17 protein-coding genes and 2 other annotated features are annotated in these 18,576 nt (G+C 60.0%); of the genes, 10 read left to right on the plus strand and 7 right to left on the minus strand.

All coding sequences use genetic code 11. The annotated features are described in order from the left end of the window. Positions 1–74 precede the first annotated feature (74 nt). The 5 genes from ABRZ00_RS01430 to ABRZ00_RS01450 all read left to right on the plus strand — a co-directional run bounded on the left by ABRZ00_RS01430 (position 75) and on the right by ABRZ00_RS01450 (position 4,597). On the plus strand, positions 75–1,355 hold the full coding sequence (locus tag ABRZ00_RS01430; RefSeq protein ID WP_343835781.1) for a gallate dioxygenase: 1,281 nt from the start codon (positions 75–77) through the stop codon (positions 1,353–1,355). 135 nt (positions 1,356–1,490) lie between these two features. Continuing rightward, positions 1,491–2,159, plus strand: a complete 669-nt coding sequence (locus ABRZ00_RS01435) for a 7-cyano-7-deazaguanine/7-aminomethyl-7-deazaguanine transporter (protein WP_343835782.1) — start codon at positions 1,491–1,493, stop codon at positions 2,157–2,159. After that, a complete protein-coding gene (gene queC / locus ABRZ00_RS01440; RefSeq protein ID WP_368641395.1) occupies positions 2,156–2,860 on the plus strand; it encodes a 7-cyano-7-deazaguanine synthase QueC in 705 nt (234 codons plus the stop codon). The genes ABRZ00_RS01435 and queC overlap by 4 nt, the downstream gene beginning before the upstream one ends. A 31-nt stretch (positions 2,861–2,891) precedes the next feature. Beyond that, the gene (locus tag ABRZ00_RS01445; RefSeq protein WP_343835785.1) at positions 2,892–3,329 is read left to right on the plus strand and encodes a translesion error-prone DNA polymerase V autoproteolytic subunit; all 438 of its coding nucleotides are present in this window, start codon (positions 2,892–2,894) and stop codon (positions 3,327–3,329) included. Next, positions 3,287–4,597, plus strand: coding sequence for a Y-family DNA polymerase (locus ABRZ00_RS01450; protein ID WP_368644386.1), 1,311 nt, complete (start codon positions 3,287–3,289; stop codon positions 4,595–4,597). Before ABRZ00_RS01445 ends, ABRZ00_RS01450 begins: the two co-directional genes overlap by 43 nt. Before the next feature lie 40 nt (positions 4,598–4,637). Here the strand turns inward: ABRZ00_RS01450 and ygiD are convergent, their stop codons facing one another. Then, complete coding sequence (gene ygiD, locus ABRZ00_RS01455; protein ID WP_368641393.1) at positions 4,638–5,489, minus strand: 4,5-DOPA dioxygenase extradiol; 852 nt, start codon at positions 5,487–5,489, stop codon at positions 4,638–4,640. Positions 5,490–5,591: 102 nt separating this feature from the next. Between ygiD and ABRZ00_RS01460 the strand changes: the two genes are divergently transcribed. The 3 genes from ABRZ00_RS01460 to arsB all read left to right on the plus strand — a co-directional run bounded on the left by ABRZ00_RS01460 (position 5,592) and on the right by arsB (position 7,557). Next, entirely contained in the window at positions 5,592–5,930 is a 339-nt protein-coding gene (locus tag ABRZ00_RS01460) for a helix-turn-helix transcriptional regulator (RefSeq protein ID WP_343835790.1), read from the plus strand. A 68-nt stretch (positions 5,931–5,998) separates the two neighbouring features. Then, positions 5,999–6,496: an arsenate reductase ArsC gene (locus tag ABRZ00_RS01465; RefSeq protein WP_368642821.1), complete on the plus strand. Its 498-nt coding sequence runs from the start codon at positions 5,999–6,001 to the stop codon at positions 6,494–6,496. Then, on the plus strand, positions 6,493–7,557 hold the full coding sequence (gene arsB / locus ABRZ00_RS01470; protein ID WP_368641392.1) for an ACR3 family arsenite efflux transporter: 1,065 nt from the start codon (positions 6,493–6,495) through the stop codon (positions 7,555–7,557). Before ABRZ00_RS01465 ends, arsB begins: the two co-directional genes overlap by 4 nt. Positions 7,558–8,383: 826 nt before the next feature. Here arsB and ABRZ00_RS01475 read toward each other — a convergent pair. Beyond that, positions 8,384–9,586 (minus strand): reverse transcriptase domain-containing protein, encoded by a 1,203-nt coding sequence (locus tag ABRZ00_RS01475; RefSeq protein ID WP_368641391.1) that lies wholly within the window; start codon positions 9,584–9,586, stop codon positions 8,384–8,386. A 546-nt stretch (positions 9,587–10,132) separates the two neighbouring features. Here ABRZ00_RS01475 and ABRZ00_RS01480 point away from each other — a divergent pair. Then, a protein-coding gene (locus ABRZ00_RS01480) for an IS3 family transposase (RefSeq protein WP_343839197.1) occupies positions 10,133–11,367 on the plus strand; the annotation gives its coding sequence in 2 pieces (ribosomal slippage) (positions 10,133–10,412 and positions 10,412–11,367; 1,236 coding nt in all). Continuing rightward, positions 10,411–10,527: a sequence feature (AL1L pseudoknot), on the plus strand. (Overlaps the previous gene by 117 nt.) Before the next feature lie 255 nt (positions 11,368–11,622). On the opposite strand, the gene ABRZ00_RS01485 is transcribed toward ABRZ00_RS01480, so the two are convergent. From ABRZ00_RS01485 to ABRZ00_RS01495, 3 genes are all read right to left on the minus strand, one after another. Next, on the minus strand, positions 11,623–11,907 hold the full coding sequence (locus tag ABRZ00_RS01485; protein WP_368647904.1) for a hypothetical protein: 285 nt from the start codon (positions 11,905–11,907) through the stop codon (positions 11,623–11,625). After that, positions 11,873–13,107, minus strand: a protein-coding gene (locus ABRZ00_RS01490; RefSeq protein WP_343839197.1) for an IS3 family transposase whose coding sequence is annotated in 2 segments (ribosomal slippage) — positions 11,873–12,828 and positions 12,828–13,107 — 1,236 coding nt in all. Because the reading frame shifts where the segments join, the coding sequence is not laid out codon by codon here. Before ABRZ00_RS01490 ends, ABRZ00_RS01485 begins: the two co-directional genes overlap by 35 nt. Next, positions 12,713–12,829, minus strand: a sequence feature (AL1L pseudoknot). Its footprint overlaps the gene before it by 117 nt. Before the next feature lie 12 nt (positions 13,108–13,119). Continuing rightward, positions 13,120–15,459, minus strand: a complete 2,340-nt coding sequence (locus ABRZ00_RS01495) for a type I restriction endonuclease subunit R (protein WP_368647816.1) — start codon at positions 15,457–15,459, stop codon at positions 13,120–13,122. Between the two features lie 77 nt (positions 15,460–15,536). Between ABRZ00_RS01495 and ABRZ00_RS01500 the strand changes: the two genes are divergently transcribed. Beyond that, a complete protein-coding gene (locus ABRZ00_RS01500; protein WP_368641258.1) occupies positions 15,537–16,787 on the plus strand; it encodes an IS256 family transposase in 1,251 nt (416 codons plus the stop codon). Positions 16,788–16,790: 3 nt separating this feature from the next. Here the strand turns inward: ABRZ00_RS01500 and ABRZ00_RS01505 are convergent, their stop codons facing one another. After that, positions 16,791–17,669: a GIY-YIG nuclease family protein gene (locus ABRZ00_RS01505; protein ID WP_368647817.1), complete on the minus strand. Its 879-nt coding sequence runs from the start codon at positions 17,667–17,669 to the stop codon at positions 16,791–16,793. Beyond that, positions 17,666–18,562 carry a HEPN domain-containing protein gene (locus ABRZ00_RS01510; protein WP_368641385.1) on the minus strand — a complete coding sequence of 299 codons (897 nt, stop codon included), beginning with the start codon at positions 18,560–18,562 and terminating at the stop codon, positions 17,666–17,668. The genes ABRZ00_RS01505 and ABRZ00_RS01510 overlap by 4 nt, the downstream gene beginning before the upstream one ends. Between the last annotated feature and the right edge of the window lie 14 nt (positions 18,563–18,576).

An 18,576-nucleotide genomic window follows, 5' to 3' on the forward strand; every position in this document is an offset into this window, starting at 1 on the left:
GTTCAAAAAATACTCTATCCCTAAGATATCTTCCTCATCTATCCGCGCACCCATCGTTTCATCAGGAGACTCTCATGGCTCGCATCGTCGGCGGCATTGGCGCCTCGCACTCCCCCACCATCGGCTATGCCAAGGACACCGGCAAGCAGGACAGTCCCGCCTGGAAGCCCATCTTCGAGGGCTTCGACCGCATCCGCGCCTGGGTCAAGGACAAGCGGATCGATGTGCTGTTCATGATCTACAACGACCACGTCACCTCGTTCTTCTTCGACCACTACTCGGCCTTCGCCCTGGGCATCGACGACCGCTACGCGGCGGCGGACGAAGGCGGCGGCCCCCGCGACGTGGCGCCCGCGCGCGGCCACCTGGGCCTGTCGCAGCACATCGCCCTGTCGATGATGGCCGACGAATTCGACCTGTCGGTCTTCCAGGGCAAGCCCGTCGACCACGGCATCCTCTCGCCGCTGTCCATGCTCGGCGACGAACAAGGCCCCTGGGCCGGCCAGATCGTGCCGCTGCAGGTGGGCGTGCTGCAGTTCCCCATCCCCAGCGCAAAACGCCTGTGGAAGCTGGGCAAGACCCTGCGCAAGGCCATCGAAAGCTACCCTGAGGACCTGAACGTCGCCCTCATGGCCACCGGCGGCCTCTCGCACCAGGTGCACGGCGAGCGCGCCGGCTTCATCGACGAAGCCTGGGACGACGAATTCCTCGACCTGCTCGAAAAAAACCCCGAGAAACTCGCCCAGATGCGCATCGCCGAATTCGCCGCCAAGGGCGGCATGGAAGGCGCCGAAGTCGTCATGTGGCTCATCATGCGCGGCGCGCTGTCCGGGCAGGTGCGCCGGGTGCACCGGCAGACCTATGCCCCGTCGGTCACCAACATCGCCACGCTGATCTTCGAAGACCTGGGCGAACCCTCCGATCCGGCCGCCATCGAGGCCTACCGCCGGCACATCGGCCGCGAACTCGAAGGCGTCGGCGAGATCCCAGGCTCCTACCCCTTCACCCACGCCCGCAGCCAGGCCAACCTGCGCATCAACCGCTTCCTGCACGACCTGGTCAGGCCCGCGCACCGCGCCCGCTTCCTGGACGACTTCGAGGCCCTGGCCGACGAATACGGGCTGGACGCCGAAGAAAAATCCCTGATCCGCGACCGCCGCTGGATCGAGATGGTGCGCCGCGGCGTGAGCTTCTTCGTCCTGGAGAAAATGGCCGCCGTGATCGGGGTGTCCAACCCCGAGGTCTATGCCGCCTTCCGGGGCGAATCGCTGGAGCAATTCCTGGCGACGCGCAAGGTGCCGATGACCTATTCGGTCGCCGGCGGCGACAAGGCACGGGCCATGGATCGGGCCTGAGCCGGGCGGCAAGCCACGCCCCACATCACCCGGCGCGAATACGGCCCATCGCGGCCTGGCGCGCCGGGCGGGCGTATAATGCGTGCCTGCATTTCCCTCATGGGTTCCCTCACCCCATCCACCAAAAAGGCTCACATGACCGCCGTATCCGTTCCGCCGTCGCGGGCTTCGTTCTATCTCGCCCTGCTGGTCGCGTTCCACATTCTCATCATCATCGCCAGCAACTACCTGGTGCAGTTGCCGATCGAACTGTTCGGCTTTCACAGCACCTGGGGCGCCTTCAGCTTTCCCTTCATCTTCCTGGCGACCGACCTGACCGTGCGCCTGATCGGCAAGACCGAGGCCCGCCGCGTGATCCTGCGCGCCATGGTGCCGGCGCTGGCCGTCTCCTACATCGTGTCGGTGCTGTTCCACGAAGGGCGCTTCAACGGCCTGGCCACCCTGGGCGAATTCAACACCTTCGTCTTCCGCATCGCCTTCGCCAGCTTCGCCGCCTACGTGCTGGGCCAGTTGCTGGACGTGCACGTGTTCGACCGAATGCGACGCGGCTACGTGCAATGGTGGGTGGCCCCCGCGGCCTCCGCCGTGCTCGGGCAGGCGCTGGATACCCTGGCCTTCTTCGGCATCGCCTTCTGGCGCAGCAGCAACCCCTTCATGGCCATGCACTGGGGGGAAATCGCTCTCGTGGACTACGTCATCAAACTGGCCGTCAGCCTGCTGCTGTTCGTGCCGATGTACGGCGTCGCCCTGAACACGATCGTGCGGCTCATGAAGCAGCGCGAAACCCTGCCGGCGACGGCATGAACGAGCCGGATCGCCGCGCCCTGGTGCTGTTCTCCGGCGGCCAGGACTCCACCACCTGCCTGGCCTGGGCGCTGGCCCGCTACGGCCGCGTCGAGACCATCGGCTTCGACTACGGCCAGCGGCACGCGGCGGAACTGGCGTGCCGCATTGCGCTGCGCCGCCGCCTGGCCGAACAGCGGCCCGACTGGGCGCCACGCCTGGGCGACGACCATCTGCTGACCGTGGATGTGCTGGGGCAATTGGGCGCCTCGGCCATGACCGACGACATCGCCATCGCCATGCAGGCCGATGGCCTGCCCAACACCTTCGTGCCGGGACGAAACCTGCTGTTTTTCACCCTGGCCGCCGCGCTGGCCTACCGGCGCGGGCTCGACGTGCTGGTGGGCGGCATGTCGCAGACGGATTACTCAGGCTACCCCGACTGCCGCGACAACACGCTCAAGGCGCTGCAGGTGGCGCTCAGCCTGGGCATCGACCGCCCCCTGACACTGGAAACCCCGCTGATGTGGCTGGACAAGGCCGGCACCTGGGCGCTCGCGCACCGGTTGGGCGGCGACGCGCTGGTCGAACTGATCCGCACGGACACCCATACCTGCTATCTCAACCGGCGCGACACCCTGCGTGCCTGGGGTTACGGCTGCGGCGAATGCCCGGCCTGCACGCTGCGCGCGCGCGGCCACCGGGAGTGGATGACGGTATAATACTGTTTATTCATACAGTCATTGTCCCGTCATGGAGCCCCCCGTCCTCTTCTCCTCGCGGCCCGCCGTCTGCCGGCATGTCGAGGCCCCGGCGCGTTGCGGTTTTCCCAGCCCGGCCGAAGACCATGCGCAAAAACGCATCGACCTCGACACCGTCCTGATCCGGCACCCCGAGGCCACCTTCTACATGCGCGCCCGCGGCGAGTCCATGCGCGATGCCGGCATCGGCGACGGCGATGCGCTGGTCGTCGACCGCGCCCTGGAGGCCCTGCATGGGGATATCGTGGTGGCCGTCGTCGACGGCGACTTCACCGTCAAGACCCTGTACCGCCGCGATGGCCGGGTGCGCCTGTGCGCGGCCAACCCCGCCTTTGCGGACATCGTGCCGCGCCATGGGCAGGAACTGGCCATCTGGGGAGTCGTCACATGGGTGCTCAAGCCCGTCTGCCGCCACCGCGCATCGCGCTGATCGACGGCAACAGCTTCTACTGCGCCTGCGAACGGGTCCTGCGGCCCTCGCTGGAGGGCAAACCCGTCATCGTGCTGTCCAACAACGACGGCTGCGCCATCGCCCGCACCACCGAGGCCAAGGCCATGGGCATCCCCATGGGCGCCCCCTGGTTCAAGATCCGGCACCTGCAGGCCCGGGGGCTGGTCGCCCTCTCCGCCAACTTCGCCCTGTACGGCGACATGAGCGACCGCATGATGCGCGTCATCGGCCAGTTCTCCCCCGCCCAGGAACGCTATTCCATCGACGAGTGCTTTCTGGACCTGAGCGGCCTGCCCGGCCCGGGCCGCGACCTCGGCACAGCGATCCGCCAGCGCGTGCTGCGCTGGGTCGGCATTCCCACCTGCGTCGGCATCGGCGCCACCAAGACCCTGGCCAAGCTCGCCAACCATCTGGCCAAATCCCTGCCGCGCCTGCAGGGCGTCTGCGACCTGTCCGGCCTGGAACAGGCCGAACTCCTGCGAGCCATCCGCCACGTCCCCATCCGGGACGTCTGGGGCGTCGGCCGGCGCCTGGCGCCCGACCTGGAGGCATCCGGCATCCGCACGGCAGCCGACCTGGCGCAGGCGGATCGAAGCATCCTGCGGCGGCGCTACTCCCTCGTGCTGGCCAAGACCGCGCAAGAACTGTGCGGCGAGCCCGCCTTCGGCTGGGAAGACGCCCCGCCCCCCAAGCAGCAGATCATGTCCACCCGCAGCTTCGGACGGCCGGTGCGCGACCTGGCCGGGCTGGAACAGGCCGTCAGCCTCTTCACCAGCCGCGCCGCCGAGAAACTGCGGCAACAAGGCTCCCATGCCGGCGCCGTGCAGGTGTACATCCGGACCAGCCGGTTCAGCGCCGGTCCGTTTCACGCCGACAGCGCCGTCGCGCCCCTGCCTGCGCCCACGGACAGCACCCCCGCGCTGCTGCGCGCCGCGCTGAGCGGGCTGCGGTCGGTGTTCCGCCCGGGCTTCGACTACGCCAAGGCGGGGGTGTGCCTGCTGGATGTGCGGCCGGCGGCGCCGGCCGCCATGCAAGGCGAACTGTTCGCGCCCGACGACGCGGGATGCGCAGGGAAATCCGCCCGGGCGATGGCGGTGGTGGATCAGTTGAACCAGCGCTTCGGCCGCCGGGTGGTTCAGGCCGCCAGCGCCTTGCACGCAGCGGATGCCCGGTGGCTGATGCGCCAGGCGCACCGGTCGCCCAGCTATACGACCCTCTGGGACGAGGTGGTGGAGGTGCGAGGCTGAGGGCGATCTTCGCCTCGCCGCCCCGGGCCGAAGCCGCCGCCTATATATTCGTCTGGTCCGGCGGCACGCCTTCCGGCAATTTTGCGGCGCAATCGGGCACCTTGCGCAGATCCACGGCCGCGCCGAGCCCGAAACAGCTCATCGAGATCGAACCCATGGCATGACCCCGGACCAACGGTTCGAGCGGACGGTCTTCCGCCGCCGCCAGCCCCGCCAGGTACAGCAGCGGGATGAAGTGATCGGGCGTGGGAGCCGCCAGGTCGTAGTCGGGATGATCGACCACACGCAGGATGTCGCCGGGAGCCTGCGTCACCTGATCCGCCACGGCATCGTCGAAGCGTTCCGCCCAGTCATAGGCCAGATCCTGCCGGCGCCATTGCAGCTCACGCAGATTGTGCACGACGTTGCCGCTGGCGATGATCATCACGCCCTGCTCCCGCAGCGGCGCCAGGCGGGCGGCCAGATCCAGGTGATAATCCAGGGGCTTCAAGGCATTGATGGACAACTGCAGCACAGGGATATCCGCATCCGGATACACATGCGCCAGCACCGACCAGGCGCCGTGGTCGATGCCCCACTGGTCGCGGTCCAGCCCTATCCAATGGGGTTTGACCAACTCAGCGATTTCGCCCGCCAGGTCGGCGTCGCCCGGCGCCGGATACTGGAAATCGAACAAGGCCTGCGGGAACCCGTAGAAATCATGGATGGTGCGCGGCCTGGGCATCGCCGTGATCGCCGTGGCGCCGAAATACCAGTGCGCCGACACCACCAGCAAGGCCCGGGGCCGCGGCAAGTGCCGCCCGAACGCCCGCCACGCATCGGTGTAACCGTTCTCCTCCAGGGTGTTCATCGGGCTTCCGTGCCCGATGAAAAGGGCGGGCATCTTGCTCATGCGGGACTCCTTGGCGGAAATGGCTTTCGTACCCGATACGATACGCCAGAAAGGACCTCCTCTCCATCGCCATTGATTCAATAAATGCTGTACTATTGAACAATGAATGAAAACCAAGCCGTCTCAGCCTTGAGCGCCCTGGCTCACACCCAGCGCCTGCGTGTATTCCGGGCCCTGGTGGTGGCAGGCCCCACAGGGCTCATCCCCAGCCTCCTGGCCGAACAGCTCGGGGTGGCTCGCAATGCCTTGTCTTTTCACCTGAAGGAACTGGCCCACGCCGGCCTTGTCACCGTCGAGCCACAAGGCCGCAATCTCATCTACCGCGCCGATTTCGCCCGCATGAACGGGCTCTTGGGTTATCTGACCGAACATTGCTGCCAAGACGGCACGTGCGAAATCAACCAAGGCGGCAACGACGCCAGGGCCTGCCTCTCTTGCTGAAAAATTCTTCCATGAAACGCCGCCGCGCCGGCGCTTCCCATCACTTCCCGCCGCTGACGCGAGCTGCCATGACCCTCGAAACCCGCTACAACACGCTGTTCATCTGCACGGGCAACTCCGCCCGTTCCATCCTCGCCGAAGGCATGCTCAACATGCTGGGCAAAGAGCGCTTCCAGGCCTATTCGGCGGGCAGCCGGCCCAAGGGCGAAGTGCACCCCCTGGCGCTGGCCACGCTGGAGCGGCTGCACATCCCGACCACCGGCTACCGCAGCAAGAGCTGGGATGAATTCACCATGCCGGGAGCGCCGGTATTCGATTTCATCTTTACCGTCTGCGACAACGCCGCGGGCGAACCCTGCCCGTTCTGGCCAGGCAAACCGGTATCGGCGCACTGGGGCGTCCCCGATCCCGCCGCCGCCGAGGGCACGGAAGAACAACGGCTCAAGGCGTTCCGGGACACCGCATTGATGCTGCGCAAGCGCATCGAACTGCTGCTGTCGCTGCCGATCCGCCAACTGGATGCCCTGTCATTGCAACGCGAACTGCAGGATATCGGCCGACAATGACTCTTTTCGAACGCTATCTGACGCTCTGGGTATTTTTGTGCATCGTGCTCGGCGTCGCGCTGGGCCAATTCGCGCCCCACGCATTCCAGACCATCGGACGCCTGGAAATCGCCCAGGTCAATCTTCCCGTCGGGCTTCTGATCTGGGTGATGATCATCCCGATGCTGCTGAAGGTCGATTTCGGCGCCCTGGGGCAAGTCCGCCGGCACTGGCGCGGCATCGGCGTGACCCTGTTCATCAATTGGGCCATCAAGCCGTTCTCCATGGCGGTTCTGGGGTGGCTGTTCATCCGGCAGGTCTTTGCCCCCTGGCTGCCCGCGGACCAACTGGACAGCTACATCGCCGGCCTGATCCTGCTGGCGGCGGCGCCATGCACGGCCATGGTGTTCGTCTGGAGCCGGCTGACGGACGGCGACCCCGTGTTCACGCTGTCCCAGGTTGCCCTGAACGACACCATCATGGTGTTTGCCTTTGCCCCCCTCGTCGGCCTGCTGCTGGGGCTGTCGTCCATCACCGTCCCTTGGGCCACGCTCCTGGTGTCGGTCGGGCTGTACATCGTGATCCCGGTCATCCTGGCGCAATTATGGCGGCGGGCCTTGCTCAACCAGGGTCAGGCCGCGTTCGACGCCACGCTCGCCCGCATCGGCCCGCTTTCAATGGCAGCCCTGCTGCTGACGCTGGTGCTGCTGTTCGCCTTCCAGGGCGAGGCCATCCTGCGACAGCCGCTGGTGATCGCCATTCTGGCCGTACCCATCCTGATCCAAGTGCTGTTCAACTCGGGTCTGGCCTACTGGCTCAACCGCCGCGCGGGCGAGCGGCACAGCATTGCGTGCCCCTCGGCCCTGATCGGCGCGTCCAACTTTTTCGAACTGGCCGTGGCTGCCGCCATCAGCCTGTTCGGCTTCCAGTCCGGCGCCGCGCTGGCCACTGTGGTCGGCGTGCTGATCGAGGTTCCGGTGATGCTGCTGGTCGTGCGGGTCGTCAACCGAAGCAAAGGCTGGTACGAGGCGGGCGCTGAGCGGAGCTGGGCCGCAAGGCGGGCGTCCCGCCAACCGGATTGAGGCGAGAATTACCGTGTGAAGGTCCTGGCCCAGTAAGAATCCCGGCCCAATGCGGCTGGAACGGTGTGATCAGCCGTGACTGGTGAGTGCCCATCCGCCGTTGATGGGGTAGAGCCCAAAAAAAATCCCAACTGTGGAGTTAAGCAAAAAGTGGCACGAAATAAAGCATAAGGTGGCACTGTTTACTGGCGTTCCGCCCATTTCTGGGTCAGAGAATAAAGCATAAGCTGGCACTTCGTGCAAAAATAAAGCAAAAGATGGCACTACTTGCAACCTATTGATTTCCCTAGGGGTTCGCACACCATCGGACGGAATTGAACCCACGCCCGTCCCCAAAGACGGAAGTCTGGCGGCCAGCCCGCTGGGCGGGCAGCCACTCTACGGTTGCTGTAGCTGCACAAGTAAGTCGTGAAGTGCCAGACACGAAAACGCCCCACGAAAATTTCACCGAAGACCATATCAACATTCAATCGAATGGGCTCCCTTGCAGGATTTGGCTCAAGTCGATTCCAAATGGTCCGCTCAGGAACGGCCTCCAACCCTGACCCAAATGCTGAAATACCGATATGCTTCACGCACGACGTAAAGGCGCCCGATTATCACGAAACATGGATAGAAGACATGGACATATACCACAACCAAAATGCAAAGATACCCCTTGCCCTCAGGATGCCCCCCCCGGAGCGACCCATCACAAACTAAGGTCAGACGACACACTAATTTCGCTTATTCCTGAATTGCATTCAATATCTTTCCGTACGATTATATAAATCATGGAATAGAAAAAATGTGCAGAATTCAAAATCTTCCAAAATTAAAATCGTATCTAACGAAGCCCCAGGAATGCTCTAGCTGCAGCTGTAAGCTTTGTTAGGTCTATCCCTAGCCCATTTTTATAAACCCGCCTCAGAACCTCATCTTCAAGTTTCGACAGAAGGGCCTGCAGGTCACTGTGGTTCGAGCATGCCTCATACGCTCCTAGGTATCCCTCCTGCTTAGCGGATAGCTGCTGCCCAAAATTCTTGAGGGTTATTTTTCTAGAAACCAATTCTGGAATTGAAGCCAATTTCAGCAATTCATCCCTGATTGTCTCCATCTGGGCATTGGACAACCTAAGCACCACAGGCTGCCCCGCACTAACTGCCGTCAGTTCAAGCCCTAAGAATTCCACCGGTTCATGCGGTGCATATATTACCGATTTCGAATTCTCAGAAATATCAGGGATACTAAGGCTCATCTTCCCGAGTTCGTCCCGACAGTGGTTAAAAATATCCAAACACCCTGCTCTCGACCGAGAGAAAAAAATCAAATCATCTGCATAACGAACAGCAGGCACCCGCTTCGAAAGAACCTCTCGGTCAAATTCCAGCAGTAGGAAATTCGAAAACAGCGGAGACAGCGGCATCCCTTGCCTGACACCTCTCCCCTTGTGGATACCCATCTTTTTGATTCTGGTATTTGCACTCCTTACGGAATCATCCACCTCGCAGTTGATAGCACTAATAAGCAAATCATGGAGCGAAGATTCTCGAACAACGTCTCTAATCCGTTGGGCAAGCAGCGACCTATCAACCCTATCAAAAAACGATGTGATATCAGTTTTAAATACCCAGGGATTAACATCTCTGAGTTTGCAAGCCCGCAAAGCAGCATCTTTGACTGTTCTGGATTTTACGAACCCATAACTTATTTCATTCGCCAATTTCTCATGATATTTCCCAGAAAGAAAATCAACTAATGCCCGTTGCACGATGCGGTCCCGCACCGCAGGCACACTAATCAGCCGATACCCTTTGTTGGCCTTGGGAATAAAATATGGCTTTAGGCTATGGAAACAATAGATTCCAGACCCAAGCTCTCTCGACATAAGAACCAGTTGAGCATGTTTGTCGCGTTCAAAACTACTTATGCTGACACCATCGACTCCGACAGTATCTCGAGACCTAGGTGTGGAATTTTTTCTTATATATTCCCAGGCGTCACTCAATGCTTTGCGAGAGCAAACAGCATGGAGAGCACTACGCGCCATGCTCAGGGGACCTGCTGGTGTTGAACCCCTCGGACCAGCAGCCATGAGGAGATGCGGCAACCGCGTAGCCGTGTGACTTTGCACTGTCGGCCATGCCTGTTATCCCGCCGCTGACGCCGCCGCGATTGCTCGCGTTCGCGCCATTTTGCCGCTTGGTAACGTGTAGTGCAACCTGCAGAGATAGCTGCGGATGCTCTATTGTTACCAAACGTGTCGTTGCGACCGAAATACGCGTTTTTACTTGCATATATGCCTCGGTGTCGTAGCCAAAAATGCTCAAAACAACAACCAAAACGCCAAGGATGCACCCGAACCGCGTTAGCCAGGCTGTGCCGCAGTTGTTTGCATGTCGCAACTTTGGCGACGCAGCCGCCTCCCCACCTCTGGCCTGCCCTTCACGTTCTTTACTCGCCTCCCCAACAATTCCGAGGGTAGGAAACGAGGCCCAAGCTGCGGCAACCGCGTAGCCGTGTGACTTTGCACTGTCGGCCATGCCTGAATCACACCGGGTTTTCAGGAGGCTTCGATTCTTGAGAGAATGGAGCCATGAGCAAGAACAACAAGTTTTCCCCCGAAGTTCGTGAGCGCGCCGTACGGCTGGTCCAGGAGCATCGTGGCGAGTATCCATCGCAGTGGGTAGCAGTGCAGTCCATTGCGCCCAAGATCGGCTGCTCGGCATACACCCTGTTGAAGTGGGTTCAGATCCAGGAAGTGGAGGCCGGTACGCGGGCCGGCGTGCCGCAGGCAGAGCAAGAGCGCATCAAGGCTCTGGAACGTGAAGTCAAGGAATTGCGCCGGGCCAATGAAATTCTCAAGTCGGCCAGCGCTTTTTTCGCTCAGGCGGCGCTCGACCGCGAACTGAAGAAATAAACGCCTACATCGACCAGCATCGGGGCCTGTATGGGGTCGAGCCGATCTGCAAGGTGTTGCAGGTCGCCCCGTCAGCCTACCGGCGATATGCCGCCCGATGCCGGAATCCGGAACTGCGAAGCCTGCGAGCCAAGAGGGATGAACAACTCATGGTGAATATCCAGCGTGTGTGGGAACAGAACTTTCGGGTCTATGGAGCCCGCAAGGTCTGGAAGCAGTTGAATCGAGAAGGGGTGATGGTGGCGCGGTGCACCGTGGAGCGTCTGATGCGACACCTTGGCATCGAGGGGATCAGGCGCGGCAAACGGGTTCGCACCACGATCCCTGATAGCGCAGCTGCCTGTCCACGAGATCTGGTGAAGCGGCGCTTCGAGGCCGACCGGCCCAATCGACTGTGGGTCGCAGATTTCACCTACGTCTCAACCTGGCAGGGATGGTTATACGTGGCCTTTGTCATTGACGCCTATGCCAAGCGTATCGTCGGCTGGCGAGCCTCCAGCAGCATGACGACAGACTTTGTCTTGGATGCCCTGGAGCAGGCTGTCTATGACCGAAGACCGACGCAGTCCGATAGGCTCGTCCATCATTCCGATAGGGGATCCCAATACGTGTCCATCCGCTACTCCGACCGATTGAGCGAGGCCGGAATCAATCCATCAGTCGGCAGCACCGGAAGCGCCTATGACAATGCGCTGGCCGAAACGATCAACGGCCTCTACAAAACGGAAGTGATTCATCGGCGCGCGCCCTGGAAAACCAAGGCTGCCGTGGAATTGGCGACCCTGGAATGGGTCTCGTGGTTCAACCACCAACGCCTGCTCGAATCCATCGGCGACATTCCGCCCGCTGAGGCCGAAGCGCGATACTATCGGCAACTTGCAGCGCCGACTGTGGAACCTGTTTTACTTTAACCAAACAGCCTCCGCGATCCCCGGTGTGATTCAGCCTGTTATCCCGCCGCTGACGCCGACGCGATTGCTCGCGTTCGCGCCTTTTTGCCGCTTGGTAACGTGTAGTGCAACCTGCAGAGAAACTATTGGCTGCTACCACCTACGTGTAGAGTACCACAGACAACATTGACCTGAAACATGTAAGCGGTGGCCAGAGCTTCTCTCGCAGTAAGTCATCTGAAGCGTCTTTGCCTCGTACTCAACACTGTAGAGGCTCTAGGTCTTCGACCCTGAGGTCTTGTTATCACGACTGGCGTCAATAAGCACCACACCCTCTCGCCCCTCAAGCTTCAAGTCACGAAGAATGGCCTTGCGTTCATCCTGGCTTGAGCGCTCGTTAATTTGACGTAAAAAATGGTCGTTGACTTGTGCACGGAGATGCTCATCAGGCAGCGACTCTCGAAGCTGGAAGAACTGATTAACCATGTCTCCTTGAATCACACCGGGGATCGCGGAGGCTGTTTGGTTAAAGTAAAACAGGTTCCACAGTCGGCGCTGCAAGTTGCCGATAGTATCGCGCTTCGGCCTCAGCGGGCGGAATGTCGCCGATGGATTCGAGCAGGCGTTGGTGGTTGAACCACGAGACCCATTCCAGGGTCGCCAATTCCACGGCAGCCTTGGTTTTCCAGGGCGCGCGCCGATGAATCACTTCCGTTTTGTAGAGGCCGTTGATCGTTTCGGCCAGCGCATTGTCATAGGCGCTTCCGGTGCTGCCGACTGATGGATTGATTCCGGCCTCGCTCAATCGGTCGGAGTAGCGGATGGACACGTATTGGGATCCCCTATCGGAATGATGGACGAGCCTATCGGACTGCGTCGGTCTTCGGTCATAGACAGCCTGCTCCAGGGCATCCAAGACAAAGTCTGTCGTCATGCTGCTGGAGGCTCGCCAGCCGACGATACGCTTGGCATAGGCGTCAATGACAAAGGCCACGTATAACCATCCCTGCCAGGTTGAGACGTAGGTGAAATCTGCGACCCACAGTCGATTGGGCCGGTCGGCCTCGAAGCGCCGCTTCACCAGATCTCGTGGACAGGCAGCTGCGCTATCAGGGATCGTGGTGCGAACCCGTTTGCCGCGCCTGATCCCCTCGATGCCAAGGTGTCGCATCAGACGCTCCACGGTGCACCGCGCCACCATCACCCCTTCTCGATTCAACTGCTTCCAGACCTTGCGGGCTCCATAGACCCGAAAGTTCTGTTCCCACACACGCTGGATATTCACCATGAGTTGTTCATCCCTCTTGGCTCGCAGGCTTCGCAGTTCCGGATTCCGGCATCGGGCGGCATATCGCCGGTAGGCTGACGGGGCGACCTGCAACACCTTGCAGATCGGCTCGACCCCATACAGGCCCCGATGCTGGTCGATGTAGGCGTTTATTTCTTCAGTTCGCGGTCGAGCGCCGCCTGAGCGAAAAAAGCGCTGGCCGACTTGAGAATTTCATTGGCCCGGCGCAATTCCTTGACTTCACGTTCCAGAGCCTTGATGCGCTCTTGCTCTGCCTGCGGCACGCCGGCCCGCGTACCGGCCTCCACTTCCTGGATCTGAACCCACTTCAACAGGGTGTATGCCGAGCAGCCGATCTTGGGCGCAATGGACTGCACTGCTACCCACTGCGATGGATACTCGCCACGATGCTCCTGGACCAGCCGTACGGCGCGCTCACGAACTTCGGGGGAAAACTTGTTGTTCTTGCTCATGGCTCCATTCTCTCAAGAATCGAAGCCTCCTGAAAACCCGGTGTGATTCAACTCCAGAATTTCGTCGGGTTTGTTCACGAAGTCGAGGACGAACGTGTCCTCCTTGCCCGGGAGGATGCGATTCAACCGAGAGAGCGTCTGGACGGCCAGTACGCCAGAGAGGCGCTTGTCGACATACATGGTGTGCAGCAGGGGCTGATCAAAGCCGGTCTGATACTTGTTAGCCACCAACAGGATGCGGTAATCATCCCCCTTGAAGGCCTCAGACGGCTCGGCACCCCCAATCCCTGGGTTCATGCTGGCCTCTGTGAAATCATCCGGACCGGAATCAGGGTCCTCGACCTTGCCCGAGAACGCTACCAGGGTGCGTAGCTCCGTCTGGTAGCCGCGCTCCTTGATGTACCGGTCTATGGCCAGCTTGTAGCGCACTGCGGCTTTGCGGCTGCCGGTGACCACCATGGCTTTTGCTTGACCACCAATTTTTGAGGCAACGTGCTCCCGGAAGTGTTCGACGATGACCACGACCTTCTGGGCAATGTTGTGCGGGTGCAGGATGGCGTACCGAGCAAGCACTGTCTTAGCTTTGCCCTGGGGGACGAGTTTTTCGTCTGACAGTGCACCGAGCTTGTAGAACATCTTGTAGGACGTGTAGTTCTTCAGCACGTCCAGAATGAAGCCTTCCTCGATGGCCTGACGCATCGAATACACATGAAAGGGTTCCGGCAAGCCTGTCGCTGCATTGGCCCGGCCAAAGAGCTCCATCGTCTTGCCCTTCGGGGTGGCCGTGAAGGCGAAATATGACACATTCTTCGGACGCATCCGTGAGGACATGACCTCATTGACGACATCCTCGGATGTTACGTCTTCCGGGTCGATTTCAACGTCTGCGGGCACCTCGACCGTTTCGCCATCCAGCTCCACCTGAACCGCAGGTGCTGACAAGGGTTTCTCGCCAGAGGTCAGCGCGATTTTCATGTTCCGAGCGGCCGTGCCCGACTGGCTCGAGTGCGCCTCGTCGACGATGATGGCAAAGCGCTTGCCCTTCATACCCTTCACCTTGTCCAGGATGAACGGGAATTTCTGGATGGTGGTGACCACCACGGGCGTGCCCTTCATCAGAGCTTCTGCCAGCTGCTGGCTGTTCTTGTCGATTTTCTGGACGACGCCAGACTTGTGTTCGAACTGGCTGATGGTTTCCTGCAACTGCTTGTCCAGCACCCGGCGGTCGGTGATGACGATGACCGAGTCGAAGATTTTATTGTCGTCAGCACCATGCAGGTTGGCCATGCGGTGTGCCGACCAGGCAATCGAGTTCGATTTTCCTGAGCCTGCGGAGTGCTGAACCAGATAGACCTGTCCAGCGCCCTCCTGCGCTACCGTATCAACGAGATTTCGGACGACATCGAGCTGATGGAATCGCGGAAAGATGAGCGTTTCCTTGACTCGCTTTTTGCCAGTCTTCGGGTCCTCATCCTGCTTGACCTCTAGGTGCAGGAAGTTGCCCAGGATGTCGAGCCAGACGTCCTTGGCCCACACCTGCTCCCAAAGGTACCAGGTGGGGTAGCCCTTGCCCTCGGGCGCTGGAGGATTGCCCGCGGTGGCACCGCCCATGCCGTCGGAACGGCCCAGATTGAACGGCAGGAAATAGGTTTTTTCGCCGTCCAGCTTTGTCGTCATGAACACTTCGTCGGTCGATACCGCGAAGTGGACGAGCGCCCGGGTCTTGAATTGCAAGAGGGCCTCTAGCTCTTTGGATTTGGCATCCTTGGGCAGGCGGTCCTTCTTGTACTGGATGATGGCATCCTTGATGTTCTGCGTGAGGTCAGTCTTGAGCTCAGCAGTGGACACCGGCAGGCCGTTCAGAAAATGCACCAGGTCAATGCTGTTCTCATTGTGCAGGCTGTAGTGAAGCTGTCGAATGACCGTCAGGCGGTTCTTCTCGTACCAAACCCACAGCTGGGGGTTTTTCTTGTTGGCAGGCCGGAACTGGCAGAGGAAGAACTTGGCATCACGGTCCTTGAAACCGTGGCGCAGTAGATGCAGCGTGCCGTGCTTGTCGAGCTGCTCAGCCACGCGCTTCACAAACATGGTCTCGGATTGGCCGTTGTGCCACTTCTTGAACTTCGTCCACTCCGCCGGCTGCGTCTCCTGGACGAAGGCCAGGAGGTCGTCTGGGAACAAGGCGAGCTCACGGCTATAGGACGCAGCCTCCCTCGGATGAGTGAGCACCGTCCAGCCGTTCGAGGCCAGGTGGTCGCAAAGCTCGTTTTCGAAGATTCGTTCTGTGTGGACGTTTGATAGCTTGGCCATCCCCAACCCTTCTTTTTTATTCGTCAGTAGTGGCAGAGCCATTGCCCCGCTTGAGTTCGTCTAGCGGGGCCTGTCATTAATTTCGTGTTTGAGGCATAACATGACGCCAAGGAGTGTCTATGCCACGCAAACCAAGAACCCAGCCAGCCGCGCTGCCGACCATTGCTCCAGAGTTGCTGGAGTCGTTCGGTCACGGTCCGATGACGGCCGAAGCCATCAATGCCGCATCGCTGGCCTTCAAGAAGGCGCTGATCGAACGCGCCCTGGCCGGTGAGATGAACCATCACCTGGGCTATCCGGCCGGGGCAGCCAAGCCGGCAGCGGTCAGCAACCAGCGCAATGGCAAGGGCGCCAAGACCGTGCTGACCGAGGACGGCCCGATCCGCATCGAAGTGCCACGCGACCGCGATGGTAGCTTCGCCCCGCTGCTGATCCCCAAGCACGAACGCCGCTTCACGGGCTTTGACGACAAGATCGTCGCCATGTATGCCCGGGGGATGACGGTGCGCGAGATCCAGGGCTTTCTGCTGGAGCAGTACGCTACTGAGGTCTCACCAGACTTCATCAGCTCAGTCACCGATGAGGTGATGGCGGAGGTCACCGCCTGGCAAGCCAGGCCGCTCGAACCGATGTACCCGGTGGTGTTCTTCGATGCCCTGCGGGTCAAGATCCGCGAGGATGCGGTCGTGCGCAACAAGGCCGTCTACCTGGCCCTGGCGGTGCTGCCCGACGGCACCCGTGACATCCTGGGGCTGTGGATCGAAGGCACCGAAGGGGCCAAGTTCTGGATGAAGGTTTTCAACGATCTGAAGACTCGAGGCGTGTGCGACATCCTGATCGCCGTCACCGACGGCCTCAAAGGCATGCCCGAAGCGCTGGCAGCCGTCTTTCCAGCCACCACGCTACAAACCTGCATCGTTCACCTGATCCGCAACAGCCTGGACTATGCGAGCTGGAAGGACCGTAAGGCGCTGGCTGCCGCCATCCGACCGATCTATACCGCCGTCAGCGCCGAAGCTGCTCAGGCCGAACTTGAGGCCTTTGCAGACGGTCCCTGGGGGCAGAAATTCCCGACCGTCAGCGCGGCATGGCGCAATGCGTGGGACCGGGTGATTCCGTTTTTTGCCTTCCCGCCGGCCGTGCGCCGTGTGATCTACACCACCAACGCCATCGAGAACATCAATTCGCAACTGCGCAAGATCATCAAGACTCGGGGGCATTTCCCCAGCGATGATGCCGCCGCTAAACTGATCTGGCTGGCGCTGCGCAATATCACGGCAAAATGGAGCCGATCCGCGCATGACTGGAAGCAGGCCATGAACCAGTTCGCGATCCTCTATGAGGATCGATTCAGCCGTCTTTCCGTGTAGTGCTCAACCCGCTTCAAACACGGAATTTCTGACAACCCCGTCTAGCGTCACGCCTTTATCATTCTTCCACTCGCGCCAACCATTGGCGGCGCTGCCGACAATCACGGCAGCGGCGCCACTGGGTGTTCCGAATAGAACGTCTTCTTTGAAAACCAACACGCCATCTTCCAGTGCGACCTTGTCTTCTTGCATCAGGGCTTCACGGTGCTTTGCATAGGCCCGCTGGAGATGTGCCTTGCTCACAGTGCCTCTGCCGACGGAGCCCTTGAGAACAACGAAGCCTTCCTCCGTGTATTCGCCCACAGCTTTGGTGCCAGCGCGGTTGCAATAGAACAGCTCAGTGTCCTTGGAGGGCTGCCCCTCACTGGAGGACAAGGACTTAAAGACCGGATACCCCAGTGTTGCCAGGAGAGTGCGGCCGGTATCGAAGATTTCGTGGCAATCAGCCTCCAACGGCGCTGGCGTGTGAGGCTTGCTGCCATCATTGCCATTCTCTGCCTGATAGCGGCCGATTGCCTTGGCCTGCTGGATGCACAGCCACTCCAGGAAAAGCGCATGCGTCTGCGTGAGGCTGTTCGTGCGGGAGATGAGCACAACGGCCCGCTGCCAGAAGTCCTTTTCCTTGTTGTGCTTGGCCAAGCGCTTGCGCAGGTCCCCGGTCTGGCCGATATAGAGCTTTTGGGAGGCCCCGTCTTCACCCTGCCCAAACAGGAAATAGACCGCTACCTGGCCGCTCTCCGGCATTGCGATGAAGTCTGGAAGGAGTTTTCTGGGGACTTCGATGGCTTGGACGATGCGCGTGGTGATTTCAGCCACGCGAATTCCCTGCGGGTCGCCTGTAGGGAGGAATATCTGGATGGTTTTAGGCGTGGAGATTGTCATTCAGACCTACTGTTATATCTTGCCAACAAATCAGCGGTTTTTGGGCTAGTGCGCAAATCCTTCAAGACCTCTAAGACGGCATGATTTGCCAACAGGGCATGCTCCTCCGTCGAAGGTTCTTCACCATACCTGACTTTCGTAGAGCAAGAGGCCAGTTCCAACGTCGTTGCATTGATAGCAATGCCATGTTGGTCACTCAATAGCATCCCTAAGTGATTCAGGTTATGTCCATTGGGTCCGCCCTTCGGGAAATTAGAACCACCAATAAAGAGCAATCCCTTTAAGGTCTTCTCGACGGATTGCTGTGCTCCCCAACGTGCTTGCGCATAGCGCTGGCTCATAACATCTTCTGTGCTCTGGTCATAGTCAGAACGCGCAGTACACAACAGGTCAATGTTAGGTAATTCATCCCGCCACTGGAGGCCTTGCAGACTGGAGATATAGAAGTCGAAATACTCTTTTAACTCGGAATCTTTCAATCTATCAGCCATACCTTGCTGCAAGCCTTCCACAGCACAGAGCACGTTATATGAAGCTGGGGCATTCGAATGCTCAGGGTTTTCCCCTCGACTCCCTAAGCTACGGTCAATGAACAAGGAAACCTTGCCAAATATCAGACCAAACCTAGCCTTCCAAACAGCATTCCCAAGCTTGAAGGGAGCGTGGCCATAGGCCATTTCCATCTTCAACTTATCAGCAAAGACGTGCTCATACCAACGATTTGCTTTGGCCGTGAGGACGTCCCCCTCAAAACCCGGGGAGTCCGTCAAAGAGTTAGGGGGTATCATTTGCCCACCCCACTTGAAAGCTTCCCAAAAGAGTCTACCGACCATTAGCGGTCGTTGAGACGGTTGGAGACCTCCATCTGCCAAATGCTTGTCGATGGCTTGCATCAAGGCCTCAAACT

Origin of the sequence: Castellaniella ginsengisoli (assembly GCF_040955415.1) — a bacterium.
Taxonomy (GTDB): Bacteria; Pseudomonadota; Gammaproteobacteria; order Burkholderiales; family Burkholderiaceae_B; genus Castellaniella; species Castellaniella ginsengisoli.

Bases quoted from the DNA above. Each gene is read 5' to 3' on its own strand.
- ABRZ00_RS01465 (WP_368642821.1), top strand. From the start codon at position 5,999: ATGACCCTCGAAACCCGCTACAACACGCTGTTCATCTGCACGGGCAAC.
- ABRZ00_RS01475 (WP_368641391.1), bottom strand. From the start codon at position 9,586: ATGGCGCGTAGTGCTCTCCATGCTGTTTGCTCTCGCAAAGCATTGAGT.
- ABRZ00_RS01505 (WP_368647817.1), bottom strand. From the start codon at position 17,669: ATGACAATCTCCACGCCTAAAACCATCCAGATATTCCTCCCTACAGGC.
- arsB (WP_368641392.1), top strand. From the start codon at position 6,493: ATGACTCTTTTCGAACGCTATCTGACGCTCTGGGTATTTTTGTGCATC.
- ABRZ00_RS01430 (WP_343835781.1), top strand. From the start codon at position 75: ATGGCTCGCATCGTCGGCGGCATTGGCGCCTCGCACTCCCCCACCATC.
- ABRZ00_RS01460 (WP_343835790.1), top strand. From the start codon at position 5,592: ATGAATGAAAACCAAGCCGTCTCAGCCTTGAGCGCCCTGGCTCACACC.
- ABRZ00_RS01435 (WP_343835782.1), top strand. From the start codon at position 1,491: ATGACCGCCGTATCCGTTCCGCCGTCGCGGGCTTCGTTCTATCTCGCC.
- ABRZ00_RS01495 (WP_368647816.1), bottom strand. From the start codon at position 15,459: ATGGCTCTGCCACTACTGACGAATAAAAAAGAAGGGTTGGGGATGGCC.
- queC (WP_368641395.1), top strand. From the start codon at position 2,156: ATGAACGAGCCGGATCGCCGCGCCCTGGTGCTGTTCTCCGGCGGCCAG.
- ABRZ00_RS01445 (WP_343835785.1), top strand. From the start codon at position 2,892: ATGGAGCCCCCCGTCCTCTTCTCCTCGCGGCCCGCCGTCTGCCGGCAT.
- ABRZ00_RS01500 (WP_368641258.1), top strand. From the start codon at position 15,537: ATGCCACGCAAACCAAGAACCCAGCCAGCCGCGCTGCCGACCATTGCT.
- ABRZ00_RS01450 (WP_368644386.1), top strand. From the start codon at position 3,287: ATGGGTGCTCAAGCCCGTCTGCCGCCACCGCGCATCGCGCTGATCGAC.
- ABRZ00_RS01510 (WP_368641385.1), bottom strand. From the start codon at position 18,562: ATGCAAGCCATCGACAAGCATTTGGCAGATGGAGGTCTCCAACCGTCT.
- ygiD (WP_368641393.1), bottom strand. From the start codon at position 5,489: ATGAGCAAGATGCCCGCCCTTTTCATCGGGCACGGAAGCCCGATGAAC.